Origin of the sequence: Saccharothrix carnea (genome assembly GCF_003014735.1) — a bacterium.
In the GTDB taxonomy this organism is placed as follows: domain Bacteria; phylum Actinomycetota; class Actinomycetes; order Mycobacteriales; family Pseudonocardiaceae; genus Actinosynnema; species Actinosynnema carneum.
In genome coordinates this window covers 175,126-189,797 of record NZ_PYAX01000006.1, presented here as the reverse complement: position 1 = coordinate 189,797, position 14,672 = coordinate 175,126, and the positions used below count along the sequence as shown (strand labels likewise).

At 73.5% G+C, this 14,672-nt stretch carries 10 protein-coding genes; 7 read left to right on the top strand and 3 right to left on the bottom strand.

Going from position 1 to position 14,672, the window contains the following annotated elements; translation table 11 throughout:
- Positions 1-7 precede the first annotated feature (7 nt).
- The 4 genes from B0I31_RS19010 to B0I31_RS18995 all read left to right on the top strand — a co-directional run bounded on the left by B0I31_RS19010 (position 8) and on the right by B0I31_RS18995 (position 10,856).
- Complete coding sequence (locus tag B0I31_RS19010; protein ID WP_106616733.1) at positions 8-6,253, top strand: WXG100-like domain-containing protein; 6,246 nt, start codon at positions 8-10, stop codon at positions 6,251-6,253.
- Positions 6,216-6,692 (top strand): hypothetical protein, encoded by a 477-nt coding sequence (locus B0I31_RS19005; protein ID WP_106616732.1) that lies wholly within the window; start codon positions 6,216-6,218, stop codon positions 6,690-6,692. Before B0I31_RS19010 ends, B0I31_RS19005 begins: the two co-directional genes overlap by 38 nt.
- Complete coding sequence (locus B0I31_RS19000) at positions 6,689-8,191, top strand: TNT domain-containing protein (RefSeq protein WP_106616731.1); 1,503 nt, start codon at positions 6,689-6,691, stop codon at positions 8,189-8,191. The genes B0I31_RS19005 and B0I31_RS19000 overlap by 4 nt, the downstream gene beginning before the upstream one ends.
- Before the next feature lie 82 nt (positions 8,192-8,273).
- Positions 8,274-10,856 (top strand): TNT domain-containing protein, encoded by a 2,583-nt coding sequence (locus B0I31_RS18995; protein ID WP_245950081.1) that lies wholly within the window; start codon positions 8,274-8,276, stop codon positions 10,854-10,856.
- Between the two features lie 49 nt (positions 10,857-10,905).
- Here the strand turns inward: B0I31_RS18995 and B0I31_RS18990 are convergent, their stop codons facing one another.
- Positions 10,906-11,457, bottom strand: coding sequence for a pentapeptide repeat-containing protein (locus B0I31_RS18990; RefSeq protein WP_106617039.1), 552 nt, complete (start codon positions 11,455-11,457; stop codon positions 10,906-10,908).
- Between the two features lie 191 nt (positions 11,458-11,648).
- Here B0I31_RS18990 and B0I31_RS18985 point away from each other — a divergent pair, with 191 nt between their 5' ends.
- The 3 genes from B0I31_RS18985 (at position 11,649) to B0I31_RS18975 (ending at position 14,038) form a co-directional block, all read left to right on the top strand.
- Positions 11,649-12,638, top strand: coding sequence for a malate dehydrogenase (locus B0I31_RS18985; protein WP_106616729.1), 990 nt, complete (start codon positions 11,649-11,651; stop codon positions 12,636-12,638).
- 55 nt (positions 12,639-12,693) lie between these two features.
- Entirely contained in the window at positions 12,694-13,503 is an 810-nt protein-coding gene (locus tag B0I31_RS18980) for an inositol monophosphatase family protein (RefSeq protein ID WP_106617038.1), read from the top strand.
- Between the two features lie 238 nt (positions 13,504-13,741).
- Positions 13,742-14,038, top strand: coding sequence for a WHG domain-containing protein (locus B0I31_RS18975; RefSeq protein WP_181320270.1), 297 nt, complete (start codon positions 13,742-13,744; stop codon positions 14,036-14,038).
- Here B0I31_RS18975 and B0I31_RS18970 read toward each other — a convergent pair.
- Positions 13,960-14,184 carry a DUF1918 domain-containing protein gene (locus tag B0I31_RS18970; RefSeq protein ID WP_073885810.1) on the bottom strand — a complete coding sequence of 75 codons (225 nt, stop codon included), beginning with the start codon at positions 14,182-14,184 and terminating at the stop codon, positions 13,960-13,962. The two genes, B0I31_RS18975 and B0I31_RS18970, sit on opposite strands and share 79 nt — an antisense overlap.
- 67 nt (positions 14,185-14,251) lie before the next feature.
- Positions 14,252-14,647, bottom strand: a complete 396-nt coding sequence (locus B0I31_RS18965) for a bacteriophage spanin2 family protein (RefSeq protein ID WP_106616728.1) — start codon at positions 14,645-14,647, stop codon at positions 14,252-14,254.
- Positions 14,648-14,672 lie beyond the last annotated feature (25 nt).

Sequence of the window (14,672 nt, the reverse complement as noted above, 5' to 3'; positions counted from 1 at the left end):
CACTGCGGTGGGCATCGAGATCCCGAGCGAGGTCACCTGGCTCTTCCCGATCGTGGTCGGGCAGAGCTGGCCGGAGGGCGACGAGACGGCGCTTCGGCGGATGGCCGACGCCTACCGCACGGCCGCGCAGGGCGTGAAGTCGGTCATCGACGAGGGCAACGGCGCGGCGTCCACCGTGTACGCGAGCCAGACCGGCGAGGCCGTCCAGGCGTTCGAGGAGTACTGGAAGAAGTTCGCCGAGGGCGACGACTCCTACCTGCCGAAGTTGCAGAAGATCTGCGAGCAGTTGGCGGAGAGCTGCGACAACACCGCGCTGGAGGTGGAGTACACCAAGCTGTCGATCATCGCGTCGCTGATCGCGCTGGCGATCGAGATCGCCGCGCTGATCGCCGCGGCGTTCGGCACGTTCGGCGCGTCGACGGCGGGCATCCCGATCGCGCAGCAGGCGACGCGGCTGATCGTGCAGTTCACGTTCCGGCAGCTGATCATCGCGATCCTCAAGGAGGTCGCGATCTCGGTCGGCATCGACGCGGCCATCCAGGCGGTGCAGGTCGCGCGCGGTGACCGTGAGTCGTGGGACTGGGGCAAGACGACCGAGGCGGCGGTCTCGGGTGCGGTGTCCGGCCTGGTCGGCGGTGTGTCGGGTGGGCTGAAGTTCGAGGGTGGCGGGCTGGCGGGGCAGGTGGCCGTCGGCGCGACGCGTGGCGCGGTCGAGGGCGCGGTGTCCACGGTGGGCACGGCGGCCGCGATGGGGCAGGACATCTCGGCGCGGGACGTGCTGATGGGCGCGTCGGCCGGTGCGGTGTCCGGTGGGATCGGCGGTGCGAAGGACGGGATCTCCGTCGACCCGCCGCGGGTCGACGCCGGTGCGCCGGTCAGCGCGCCGCCGAGCGTGGGGCCTGCGCCGGGTGGAGTGCCTGGTGGGGTGCCTGGCGGGCCTGGGGCCACGCCGGGTGGGCCCGCGGTGAACCGTGCCGGGTTGGACCGGCCGGCCGGGGGGACGACCGGGACTTCATCGGTGGCCGCGCCTCCCGCGCCCGGGCCGAGGGTGAGTGCGCCGCCTTCGGTCGGCGGGGATTCTTCGCCTGGCGGTTCTTCGCCGGGTGGTGCTCCGGCGCCTTCCGGTTTCGGCGGGACGCCGGCCGGTGGGCGCAGCGGTGCTTCGGTGCCGACGTCACCCGCCGGTGGTGGGACCGGGGCGTCGATCAGCAGCCGGCTCGGCCCGGCTCCCGGTGGCCCGGCCCTCGGTGGTCCGGTGTCGAGCGGTCCGGCACCGAGCGGTTCGACACCGAGCGGTGCTCCCGGTGGCCCGGCGGCCGGCAGTTCGGCTCCGGGTGGTTCCGCGGCTCGGATGCCCGGTGGGATGCCGGCTGGTGGGCCGGTTCCCGGCGGGTCGGCGTTCGCGCCCGGTGCGGTGGGTGGTTCGGCGAACGGGTTGAGCTCGGCGCCTCCTGGTGCGACGCCTCAGGGCGGGGCTGCCGCGCCCGGGATGCGGCCTGGCGGTGGCATGCCCGGTGCGCTGCCGGGTGGTGGCATGCCGGGTAGTGCGATGCCTGGCGGTCCTGCTGCCGGCGGGGCTGTGCCGGGTGGTTCTTCGTTCGGTGGGACTACTCCTGGCGGACCGGTGCACGGCGGAACGACGCCTGGTGGTCCGACGCCCGGCACCGGTATGCCGGGGGCCGGGATGCCTGGCAGCGGTGTGCCCGGAAGCGGTGTGCCCGGAAGCGGTGTGCCGGGCGGTGCGACAACCGGTGGGGCGTTGCCTGGCGGAACGACGCCCGGTGGGCCGACGCCGGGTGGTTCGACGCCTGGTGGGGCGCTGCCGGGTGGTTCGACGCCCGGTGGGCCGACGCCGGGTGGTTCGACGCCCGGAGGGGCGGTTCCGGGTGGTGGGCTCCCTGGTGGGCCGGCCGTTGGTGGGTCGACGCCGGGTGGTGCGCCTGTCGGCGGAGCGGTGCCCGGTGGGCCTGTCGGTGGCGGCGTGATCGCGGGCGGGATGCCGCTTGGCGGAGCCGCGCCTGGTGGGGCCGCGCCTGGCGGCTCGGTGTCCGGTGGTGCCACGCCCGGTGGTTCGGTGCCTGGTGGTCCGGTGTCCGGTGGTGCCACGCCCGGTGGGGCGGTGCCGCCGGGTGGGCCTGCGTCTGGTTCCGCGCCCGTGAACGGTGGCGCGCCTGCCGGTGGTGGGGTTCCGGCGGCTGGTGGGCCTGCCGCGGGGGCTCCTGGTGGCGGTGCTCCTGCCGGGGCTCCGATGGCTGGTGGGGCTGCGCCGCCTGCTGGTGGTGCGGCCGGTGGTGGGCGTGGGCCCGTCGCGCCGGCGGCCGGCGGGTTCGCGCCGGATGCCGCTGCTTCGCCGTCTTCCGGAGCTCAGACTTCCGGCTCGCCGTCGTCCGGCCGGGATCAGCACGGTCGTGCGGGAGACGCGGTCAGTGCCAGTTCGCTGACCGGCATGCCGGTTCAGCCGTTGCCGGCCACCGGTCCCGTGTTGATGCCCGAGCAGCGCGGCCCCGCGTCCACCGCGCCGCCGCAGACGTCCATGCCCACGACCCAGCCCGGTGGCTTCGGGCCCCAGCCCGGTGGCTTCGGGCCGCAGCCGGGTGGGCCTGTGCCGCAGTCCGGAGGACCCGCGCCGCAGCCGGGAGGACCCGCGCCGCAAACCGGTGCGCCGGCCCGGCCGGAGGCTTCAGCTCCCGCCCGTACTTCGGAACCGGCGACACGGCCCGCCGCGCCGCCGACCACGCCGCCGACCGCGCCGGTCCGCGCGGACGGTCCCGCTCCCGCCGCTCGTGGCGGGGACGGCCCGACGCCGCCGACCAGCAGCCCGGCACCGTCCACCGATGGTCCCGCGCCCGCGGCGGAAGGGCCCAAGCCCGACAGCACGCCGACCGACGTCACTCCCGCCCCGGACGGTCCGGACGCACCGGACAACACCGACAGCCCGGACAACACCGACAGCACCGAGGCGCCGGTCGACCTGGTCGGCGAGCCCGGTGACGAGCACTCCCCGGCCTCCAGCCACGAGTGGCCCGCCGACACCCAGACCGACACCAAGTCCGAGACCGACCCGGGCGCGGGCGCGGACCCGTTCCCCGAGAAGAACGTCTGGAACCAGCCCGCGGGTGTCGTGCCGGGCTTCTCGCACGACGGCCCCTACGTCTCCGTCCACGAGAGCACCGGCCCCACGGACCAGTCGGTCGGCACGTACGACCAGCGCGCCGCGGCCCTCATCGAGCCGACCTACCAGCCCTACGGCCCGTACGGCGACTACCAGTCGTTCCGCGACGCCCACTCCAAGCCGGACGGCAGCATCGACTGGCCGCCGAACCAGGGCGCGGACGGCCCGCGCGTGGTCGTGGAACTGCCCGCCGGCACCGTGCTCGACCGGTTCGGCAGCCCGAACGGCGACTTCCTCTCCCCGCTGCGCCCGGACGGCCAGGCGTACGGGTTCGGCGAGCGCGCGATCATGCCGGACAGCCTCGGCAAGGGCTACCACGTCTACGTCCTGGACGCCCCGCTCACCGTCGAGCTGGCGCCGGTCGCCCCCGCGTTCGACCAGAACGGCGGCGCGCGCCAGCTCCAGCCCGTCCTCGACGCCGCCCTCGCGGACCCGAACACGGGCCAGATGAGCGTGCAACGCCTGATCGACCTGGGCGTGCTGCACGAGGTCGACGTGCCACCGGCGGACGGCCGCGTGCTGCCGCCCGACTTCGGCACGTTCGACAGCGACGGCAACGTCCGCACCCCCGACCCGGTCACCGTCGCCGAAGCGCAGAACGGCGCCTTCGACAACCACACCCCGGCCGACCCGCCCGCGACCCTCACCCCGAACCCCGACCTGGGGCCCGTCGCGCACCAGGGGCCGATCCCGATCGGCGAGGTGTCCCAGCGCGTCGACCAGGCGATCCGCAACAGCCAGGTCACCGACGCGGGCGTCGCGCTGCACACCGAGGACCGCCTGCGCGACCTGTCCAGCCGGATCCCGGCCAGTGCCGACCACGTCGTCCTCGACATCCACACCGACGGCGACGGCGTCCGCATCGGCAACACGCACTACACCCGGGCCGAACTGGTCCAGCTGATCGGCAACCACCCGGACCTCGCCGGCCGGCCGATCATGTTCGTCGGTTGCGACGCGGGCGCGGGCGGCGAGAACAGCCTGGCCGCGCACGTAGCCCGGGAGACCGGCCAGCGGGTCGTCGCGCCGGACAGCCTGGCCTGGTCCGACCGGGACGGCAACGTCTACAGCAGCTCGCCGGGCGAGGCCGGCGGCCCGAAGCTCCCGCCGGACGGCGGCTGGCACGCGTTCGAACCGGACGGCACGCACGCCCCGGTGGGCGAGAACGGCCTGCCGCCCGGCCACGAGCCGCGGGGCGACCTCGCCGCGGACGGCCAGGAGCACCGCGGCCGGCTCGACATCGAGCCGCAGGTCCAGCAGCCGTGGACGGCGCCGGAGACCACACACGAGCGCACCGTCCAGCTACGCGACGACCAGTCGCTGTTCCAAAGCGGCCAAGAGCTGCCGCGGGACACCCGGATCACGGTCCAGGGCGAGGACGGCAACGTCCGCACGGTCGTGCACGTCGACGCGGACGGCAAGGTCCACGTCGACGCCATCGCGCCCAACACCCGCCACGGCGACAACCCCGAGGTCCGCCACCCCGCGCCGAACGCGCACTACCGGGTGCAGCTCGGCCACCGGCACGACGTGTTCGTGGCCAACGCAGACGGCACCCGCCAGACCACCCAGGACACCGTCAAGATCGGTGACCGGGTCGTCGCGGTCGACCGCGCGGTGATCATCGAGCCGATCCCGGAGCCCGCGAACGGCCGGGTGACGATCGACCGCGACCACCCGCTGGCACCCCGACCGGACGAGGCGTTCACCGCCCGCACCGACCTGCCGCCGAACACGCGGATGGAGGTGCACGACACCGATGGCACGTACCGCGGCACGGTCCAGACCGACGCCGATGGCAAGCCGAGGTGGGTGGCCGCGCCGGACTACCTGTCCACCGACGTCCGCAACCCCGAGGTCCAGCACACCTCGCAGGGCACGAACTACAACATCGACCGCGGCCCCCTGCACCAGGAGTTCACCACCGACGCCCAGGGTCACCCGCAGCACGCGGTCGAGCGCACCGAGCCGCCGACCACCAGGCAGACCCCGGTCACCGACCTCGGGCAGGGCGAGCCGTTCAGCCGTCCCGGCCAGGTGCACGACCCCAGCACCGAGTACGTGGTCAGCGACGAGCACGGCCAGCGCCGCGGCCGGTTCCTCACCGACGAGTCGGGCCACGTGGTGTTCGAGGACACCTACTCGGGCCAGCGCAGCCGGGTCAACGCCGAGATCACCCACGCACCGCCGACCGCGCAGGTCACCTCGGACGGCTTCTACGGCCTCGGCACGGCGCAGAACCCGACCGCGACCTGGCCGACGCCCGCCAACGGCGAGGTGCGGCTGGCGGTGCAGCGGACCAAGACCGACGCCGGGTACGTGTACTCGGTGAACGTCGTCAGCGGTGACACCAGCGGCTGGACGCCCGAGCAGCGGGCCGCCGTCACCCGGCCGTTCAACAACGCCGACCCGTTCGCGGGCCGGGCCGACCTGCCGCCGGACACCCGGTTCGTGCTGGACGACCACAAGAAGCAGGGTTACGGCACGTTCCAGACCGGCGGCGACGGCGCGGCCTCGCACGTGCACACGTTCCGGCCGTTCAGCCCGGACCTGAACAACCCGCTGCCCAACGCGGTGCTGGTCGCCGACAACGACGCGTGGCGCGGTCGCACGAACGGCGACGGCGAGACGGTCGCGACGACCGGTCGGCCGGACCTGAGGTCCGGTGGCGCGATCCGGCGTGACGGCAGCGCCCAGCTCGACGTCGGCAGCCACGGCGAGGTCGACGCGGACGGCAAGAAGCTGTCGGACGGCGGTCACCACCAGGGCAACGAGACCGGCGGTCCGGGTGAGGCGGCGAACCAGTCGAGCCAGCAGCGCGACCAGAACCAGGGCAACGAGCGCCCGGCGTTCGTGACCGCCGAGACGTGGCACCGGATGGAGCGGGACCGCGCGACGTTGATGAAGTCCGGCGGTACGGTCGAGATGATCGACACGTTCGCCCTGCGCGACCCGCTGCAACGCCACCCGCACACCTACCAGACGCGGTGGCGTGTGACGCTCGCCGACGGCACGACCGAGATCTACGTCAGGAGCTACCCGAATGAGCACAACGCAGCCCTCTGGCCGGCCGACTTCTGAGCAGCGCCACGACGAGCTGCTCCAGCACATCGGCGGCATGCTGCTGGACGCTGCTCCGGACGGCTTCCGGCGGATCGACCTGCTGGTGCGGATGACCGTGGCCGTGCAGGACGCGACGCTGAAGGTCTACCTGCCGGACGGCACCACCCCCGAGGTGATGCCGCCGGACGGGCTCAACGCCGCGTTCGGGGAGATGCGGCAGGTGCTGTTCCAGCCCGGCCGCGGCACCTGGTTCTCCGCGCGGTGCGTGGTGAACGCGCCGGTTCAGATCGACATCACCTACAACTTCGACCACGACCCGCGGTTCGACCCGCCCGTGCCGGCCGCGGACTTCGCCCGCGACCTCCAGGCCTTCCCCCGCGACGAGGCCTTCATCCCCGACTGGCTGCGCGCCAAGCTGGTCGAGGCGAGCGAGACGACCGAGGAGCAGAACGCATGACCGCACCGCAGCTGGACGTCGAGGACCAGAACGCGATCCTCGGCTCCGTCACCACCCTGCTGGTGCAGCGCCTGCCCGGCGACTGGGAGCAGCTGTTCGTCGACTTCCGGATGGTGGGCCGCCACCTGGAGACGCAGGTCTCCGGGCTGACCATGTACGGCTCGTCGTTCGACTGGGAGCTGCCGCCGGAGGCTCTGCCGTTCTTCGTGCAGCTGCGCGACGGCATGGCGCGACCGGGCCGCGGCACGTGGTTCACGCTCAAGTTCCACCTCGTGCACCCCGACACCTACTCGGCCGAGTTCGACCGGGACGGCGAGCCGGACTGGACGCGGCCGCCCGGCCGGGAGCACTACGCCGAGGAGCTGGAGCTCTACCCGCGCGACGGCGACGCGATCCCGGCGTGGCTGCGGGAACGCGCGGGCCTGGGCCCGGCCGCGGGCACCGTGATCGCCGCGCCGCTGTTCGACGGGCCGGAGCCGGTGGTGCGCGACCGGCCCGCCGTGCACCCGCAGGAGCGGGACGAGGTGCTGGCCTACCTGGAGAACGCGCCGGTCGTGCTGGCCGCGCGGTCCTACGGGCCGGACGTGCTCAAGCCGGACGCCACGCCGTCCGTGCCGCTGTCCTTCCACACCGACGGCACCTGGGTGTGGCCCGGCGGGGTGGCGTACTACCTGCGCCACCACCACGTGCCGCCGGTGCCGCAGCTCGTGCAGCACATCCGCGACAACGGCTACACCGTGCCGCAGGTCACCCCGGACGCGGAGCGGGCGGCCGCCGCCGTGGCCACCGGGCAGGCCGAGGGCGCGCCGCTGCCCGAGCACCGGCCCCGCGTGATCACCGAGGCCGACCAGCGGGCGCTGGACCACCTCAAGCAGCGGCTGGACCACTTCGGGGTCGCCGAGCACGAGTACGGCATCGTCGAGCCGAAGCCGGACGCGTTCGTCCTCGAGCCCGCGCCCGGGCCGTCCGGCTGGCAGGTCCAGTTCTGGGACTCCAACCGCGGCCCGCACGGCCACCCGCGCGTCTACGAGCACGCGGTGGACGCGGCGAAGGTGCTGCTGGCCGAGGTGCTGTGGCAGGTCGACCTGGACCGGACGCGGGCCGCGGCGGACACCGGCGCGCTGGTGCTGCCGGTCGCGGACATCCAGCCGCTGCCGGACGAGCCGCCGCTGTCGCTGTTCCGCGACCGCGAGAACGTGGTCGTGCCGGTCGGCACCGAGCTGGACCGGTTCGGCGCCGAGACCGGCAACCTCGTCTACGCGTCCGGCACGGTGTTCGGCCAGCGGTCGCTGCCACCGGACTGGCTGAACCGCCGGTACCACGTGTACCGGGTGCAGAAGCCGGTGCCCGCGCTGAAGGGCGTCGCGGTGCCGTGGTTCGGTCAGCCGGGCGGCGGCACGGGCTACTTCCTGGCGAGTTCCGTGCGCGACCTGCTGGCTGACGGGAGCCTGGTCGAGGTGGCCGGAGCGGCGATCCAGCAGCCGCAACCGGGCGTCTAGTGCGGCGCCGGGGCATCATTGCTCCGTTCGGCTCACCGGGGTCCCGTGCGGGCACGGTGGGTCGCGGGGGAAGATGTCCCACGTGTCCGAGCTGAAGCCGCTGAACCCGACCGAGCAGGATGCGCTGGTCAAGCAGATCGGCCTGACGCTGATGCGGGCCGCGCCGGAGGAGTGGCGGCACGTGACCGCGGAGTACCGCGCGACCGGCCGGTACTTCGAGCTGGCCGCCGAGGTGCGCACCGCGGACGGCGCCCTGCGTGCCTGGTCACCGCCCCAGGAGGTGGCCGGGCTGTTCTCGCGGCTGCGCGCGGGCATGTACCGCGACGGCCGGGGCAGCTGGTCCAACGCGCGCTACCAGCTGGACCACCCGTCCAGCTACAACCTGGACTTCGACCGCGCCGAGCCGTCCTGGACCACGCCACCGCCGCCGCAGGCGTACCTGGACGAGATGCGGTTCTTCCCGCGCACCGACGAGAACGTGCCGGACTGGCTGCGCCGCCGCATCGCGCAGGCGCCGCCACCTCCGCCGCCACCGCCCGCCGACCAGCCGCCACCGCCCCGCGCGTTCCGCACGGCCAGGGTGTTCGACGGCGCCGGTCCCGGCGGTCGGCCGGCGGTGAACCGGCCTCCGGTCGCGGAAGCCGACCACGACCTGCTGCTGAGCTACCTGGACCGGGCACCGGTCGCGGTGATCGGGCGCGGTTTCGACGCCGACGTGCTCAACCCGGACGCGCCCTCGGTGGTGCCGGTGGCGTTCCAGACCGATGGGCACTGGATCTGGCCCGCCGCGGTCGGCTACTACCTGCGCGCCTACGGCGTGCCGCCCGAGCCCGAGCTGGTGGAACGGGCCAAGGCGCTGGACTTCGTGCTGCCCGAGGTGACCGAGGAGGCACGGGTCGCCGCCGCGGCGAACCTGGGCGCGCCCGCCGCGCCGCAGGGCACCGAGCTGCCGGTCGCCGAGCCACTGCCCGCGCCGGTCGAGTCCCCGGTCGAGGTGGGTGCGACGGTGGCCGCGCCGCTGCCCGAGCTGTCTGCCGACGACGAGTCGCGGGCCGCCGAGGAGCCGGGCGGGCCGGTGGACGTGGAGGAGACCGCGAACCTCACCGAGCTGTCGCCGGACGTCATCGAGTACGCGCAGGACGGTCCGCCGTACCGGGTGCGGTTCGAGGAGGACGGTCCGGTGATCGACGAGCGGTACCGGCGCGAGTCCTACGTGGACGGCATGGACCTGTTCGCGCCCGGCTCCTACGAGCGCGAGCTGAACGACACCCAGACCTGGAACCCGTTCACCGACGAGGAACCGGACACCGAACCGGCCGAGGAGACCGCCGAGGTCGAGGCGGTCGCCGACGAGCCCGCGCACGACCAGCGCGAGGAGCCCGCCGAACCCGAGGCGCAGCCGGCCGCGGCGTCGGAGCCGGAGCCCGAGTCGCGCCACTCCGCCGACGAGGCCGAGGTCACCGCCGAGTTCGAGGTCGACCAGGCCAGGCTCTACACGCCGGAACGCGACGACGAGCCGTTCGACGCGCACGAGGACGCCCGGTTCACCGCGGACCAGGCGTTCAGCGAGCCGGACGAACCGCTGTTCGCCGAGCCCGCCCACGCCGAGCCCGAGTCCCGGTTCACCGACCAGTCCGAGCACGTCGAGCACCACGAAGACGACCACCAGGACCGCGCCGAGCACCACGAAGACCACGACGAACCGGCCGCCGAGCACCAGTTCGCCGAACAGGTGCCGCCGCCGTTCGCGGACCAGGCGACCGAGTTCGCCGAGGCCGTGCAGCCGTTCGACGACGTGACGCCGGCACCGGTCCCCGCGCCGAGCCTGGCGTCGCCTCCGCCGGTGCAGCCGCCGAAGCCGGTCGAGCCGCGCCAGGTCACGCCGGACGAGGAGCGCGAGCTGTCCGGCATCCGCCGCGCGCTGGACGAGCTCGACGTGCCGCCCGCCGCCTACCGGTTCGGCGAGCCCGCCGACCGCACCTGGCTGCTGCGCACCGAGGGCCCGGACTGGGAGGTGTCGTGGTTCGACCACGGCCCCACCAACCCGGTCCGCTTCGACCGGCTGGAGGACGCCGCCGCGTACCTGATCGGCAAGCTGGTGCTGACCAACCGGCGGGTGCCGCGCCCGGCCCCGATGCCGCCGCCCCCGCCGCCGCAGCGCCCGCGCCCGCCGATGAACAACGGCTTCCGCGACGAGCCGCAGCGCCGTCCGGTGCCGCCGCCCCAGCAGCCGCCCGCACCGGTGCCCGCCCAGGCCGCGGCGCAGCCCTCGGGCGCCACGACGTCGACGCAGGAGCCGAAGCCCCAGCGGTCGTGGCCGATCAACCCGATGAACGGCGAACCGCCGCTGACGCTGTTCCGGCACAAGAAGATGGTCGAGCTGCCCGCCGGCATGGAGGTGGACCGCTTCGGCGAGGGCGAGGGCAACCTCGTCTACGCGGCGGGCACCCCGTTCGCGCAGCGCTCGCTGGTGCCGTCGTGGATCAACCGCCCGTACCACGTGTACCGGCTGCGCCGCCCGGTCGAGGTGCTGACCGGCGTCGCCGTGCCGTGGTTCGAGCAGCCGGGCGGCGGCACCGCCTACCTGATGCCGAAGACGATCGACGACCTGGTCGCGGACGGCGTGCTGGTCGAGGTCTCGGGCCAGGAGCCACCGGGCCACTAGCGCACGACCGGGAGCGTTCGCCGCGTCGTCCGGCGAACGCTCCCGCGCACTAGCCGACGCGCAGCCCGTGCGCGGCGGCGAACGCGACGGCCGTGTCCAGGTCCACCCGCGCACCGCGCAGGGTGGCCTGGACGAGCCCGTCCGCGTCCAGGCGCGCTCCGCGCAGGTCCGCGCCCTCCAGCCGGCACCCGCGCAGCCGCGCGCCGGTCAGGTCGGCGTCACGCAGGTCCGCCTCGCGCAGGTCGGCGTCCTGCAGGTTGGCCTCGCGCAGCCGCAGGCCCCGCAGCGACGCCTTCCGCAGCACGGCACCGGACAGCCCGGCCAGCGTGAGATCCGTCTCGGTCAACGTGATCGGCCGCAGCGCGCAGTCCACGAACATCGACCCGAGCCACGAGCAGGACGTGAACTCCGCCGACCCCAGCACGGCCCGGGTGAACCGGCACGAGCGGAACGCGGTCGCCTTGTGCGTGGACTCGCCCAGGTCGGTCCGGTCGAACGTGCAGTCGGTGAACGTGCAGCCGGACGTCGACAGCCCGCGCAGGTCGGCCTCGGTGAAGTCGCACCGGACGAACGACCTGCCCTCCCACTGCTGCCCGTACATGACCGCGTCGGAGTAGTCCTCGCCGATGATGTCCACTGTCACACCTTGTCATCGTTCGCCAGTTGGTAACCTCCGACCTGCCGGGCAACCCGCCCGGTGCGCGGTCCCGGAGTAGAGACCGCCGCTGACAGGTCGTCAGCCTGCCTAGTGGTCGTGCCCGAGGACTGAAGCCACAACATTCGGGAAGGCACATGACCCGCACGCCCGTGAACGTCACCGTCACCGGTGCGGCCGGCCAGATCGGCTACGCACTGCTGTTCCGCATCGCCTCCGGCCACCTGCTCGGCCCCGACGTCCCGGTGCGCCTGCGCCTGCTGGAGATCCCGCAGGCCGTCAAGGCCGCCGAGGGCACCGCGATGGAGCTGGACGACTGCGCGTTCCCGCTGCTGTCCGGCATCGACATCACCGACGACGCCAAGACCGCCTTCGACGGCGTCAACGTGGCGCTGCTGGTCGGCGCCCGCCCGCGCACGAAGGGCATGGAGCGGGGCGACCTGCTGGAGGCCAACGGCGGCATCTTCAAGCCGCAGGGTGAGGCGATCAACGCGGGCGCGGCGGACGACGTGCGCGTGCTGGTCGTCGGCAACCCGGCCAACACCAACGCCCTCATCGCCCAGCAGCACGCGCCCGACGTGCCGGCCGAGCGGTTCACCGCGATGACCCGCCTGGACCACAACCGGGCGCTGTCGCAGCTGGCCAAGAAGCTCGGGGTGTCGGTCACCGACATCAAGAAGCTGACCATCTGGGGCAACCACTCGGCCACCCAGTACCCGGACCTGTTCCGCGCCGAGGTCAACGGCCAGGTCGCGGCCGAGGCCGTGAACGACCAGGCCTGGCTGGAGAACGAGTTCATCCCGACCGTCGCCAAGCGCGGCGCGGCGATCATCGAGGCGCGTGGCGCGTCCTCGGCGGCGTCGGCGGCGAACGCGGCCATCGACCACGTCTACGACTGGGTCAACGGCACCGCCGAGGGCGACTGGGTGTCGATGGCGATCCCGTCGGACGGCTCGTACGGCGTGCCGGAGGGCCTGATCTCGTCGTTCCCGGTCACCGTGACCGATGGCGAGTACTCGATCGTGCAGGGCCTGGAGATCGACGAGTTCTCCCGCGCCCGCATCGACGCCTCCGTGGCCGAGCTGGTCGAGGAGCGCGACGCGGTCAAGGCCCTGGGCCTGATCTGAGGTGTACCCCACGAGAGGGCCGCCGCCGGTGGCCCTCTCGTGGCATGTTGTGGGCATGGACCAGTGGCCTGTGCCGACCCCGAACCTGCCCTCCGACGTGCACCCGGCGCTCGCCGCCACCGCGCTCGCCGCCTCGGCCGCCTACGACGGCGCCCGCCGCGAGTACACCCGCGTGCAGCTGCGCGAGGAGATCGCGGACGGTGCGGACGGCACGCCCACCATGCGGGTGGACGCGATCGTGGAGGCCGCGATCGCCGAGGCCGCCGCGAAGGCGGGCGCCAACCTGCTGTCCGAGGAGGCCGGGTTCCTCGACAACGGCTCCGCCGCCACCCTGGTGATCGACCCGGTGGACGGTTCCGCGAACGCCGCCATGGGTGTGCCGCTGTCCTGCTTCGCCGGTGCCCTGGTGATCGACGACCAGCCCGTCGAGGCCCTCACCGTCTGGTTCGACACCGGTCGTGCCTGGTCGGCGCACGCGGGGCAGCCCACCCCCTACCGCACCACCGGCCGCACCGCCCTCAAGGGCGCGTCGATCTGCATGATGCGGCCCAAGCGCGGCACCGAGGACGCGTGGATGCGCGTGGCCAACGAGGTCGACCGGGTCCGCATCCTGTCCACCACGTGCCTGGAGGCCGTGCTGGTGGCCGAGGGCGCGGTGGACGCGTTCGCCGACCCCGGCTCGGACACCCACCGCCTGATGGACCTGATCGCCGCCCTCGTCACCGTCCCGGCCGCCGGGGGAGCGCTGCTCGACCTGCGCGGCCGGCCGCTCACCTTCGACCTCGACCTCTCGCGCCGCTGGTCCGGCATCGCCGCCGCCACGCCCGCCCTGGCCGACGACCTGATCACGACCATCCTGGGCTGAGACCGTTCCCAGGTTGCCGTTTCGCTCATCCCCGGTCCCAGCCGTCGGTGCCCGGTCGACCAGGTCGGCCCGGACCTCCTCGGCGCCCTCCGGAACTCCACCCGAACGTGTGACAGCCCGGATTTCCCGGCCGGCCGCCGCCGGCTACTGGGCGGTCTCCCGCCCGAATTGGTACCGGCACGCCGCTACCGGGCTACCAGGCGCCGCCGGACGACGATCGTGGCCGCGCACCGCGCGAGTGAGCGCGCCGCTCGGCGTTCTACCGCACGAGGGCGGGGCCACTGCCGGGTCGTCCACTCTGGACGGCCGGCTCGTGGCCTGGGCGGGCGGGCTCGCGCGGCGAGGGGGAAGTCCCCCCGCCGTGCTGCTCACCGGCCTGCGTGCGTTCTCCAGGCTGCACGGCGTGCTGAACCTGGAGGTCACCGACCAGTTCGGGCCGATGGGCCCGGCGCTGCTCTACCGCGCCGAGGTCGAGTCCTTGATCCTGGGTGATTCCGGGGTCCGCGGCTCGACCAGGCTGTCGGGGCCGGGGTAGACCAGCCCTTCGTGGCCATCGGAGAAGCGGACCCGATACGGGGGTGCACCTTCCGGGCCGCGGACTTCGAGGATCTCGCCGACTGTCTCGTCGAGACCCACCGCGCGGCTGTGGATGTGCAACCGGTCGCCTACTGTCGCGTGCATCTGCAACACCTCCGGTGCGTCACAGCGTAGGACTGTTCCGAAGGTACCGACAGCCTGGCATTTCCGCTCAGGAGCAGGCGCTGGTCAACTTCACCACCTGGTCGGACTTCTCCTTGGCCCACGTGGCGAAGTTGGTCGGGTCCAGGTCCTGGATCGTCACGTTGCTCATCGTGTCCGAGACGCCCGTGATGGCGTCCTTGAGCGTGGCGTCACCGGCCTTCGCGGCGAGGTCGTTGAGCTCCTGGGCCTTCTGCTGGGTCTCCTCCAGCGCCTTCTGCGGGTCGGCCGTGTTGGGCGTGAAACCGGCGAGCTGCAGCGCGTCGATGCACAGCTGCGCCTTGTCCGCCGCCTGGCCCACCTGGTTGGCCGTGTCGGAGGCCTGTTGCACGGCCTCGCAGCCCGACACCGCGGCAGCGAGTCCCATTGCCAGCATGAGGGTGGCTACCGGACGACCTGCGCGCATGAGGTGCTCCCGTTCTACGTTGACC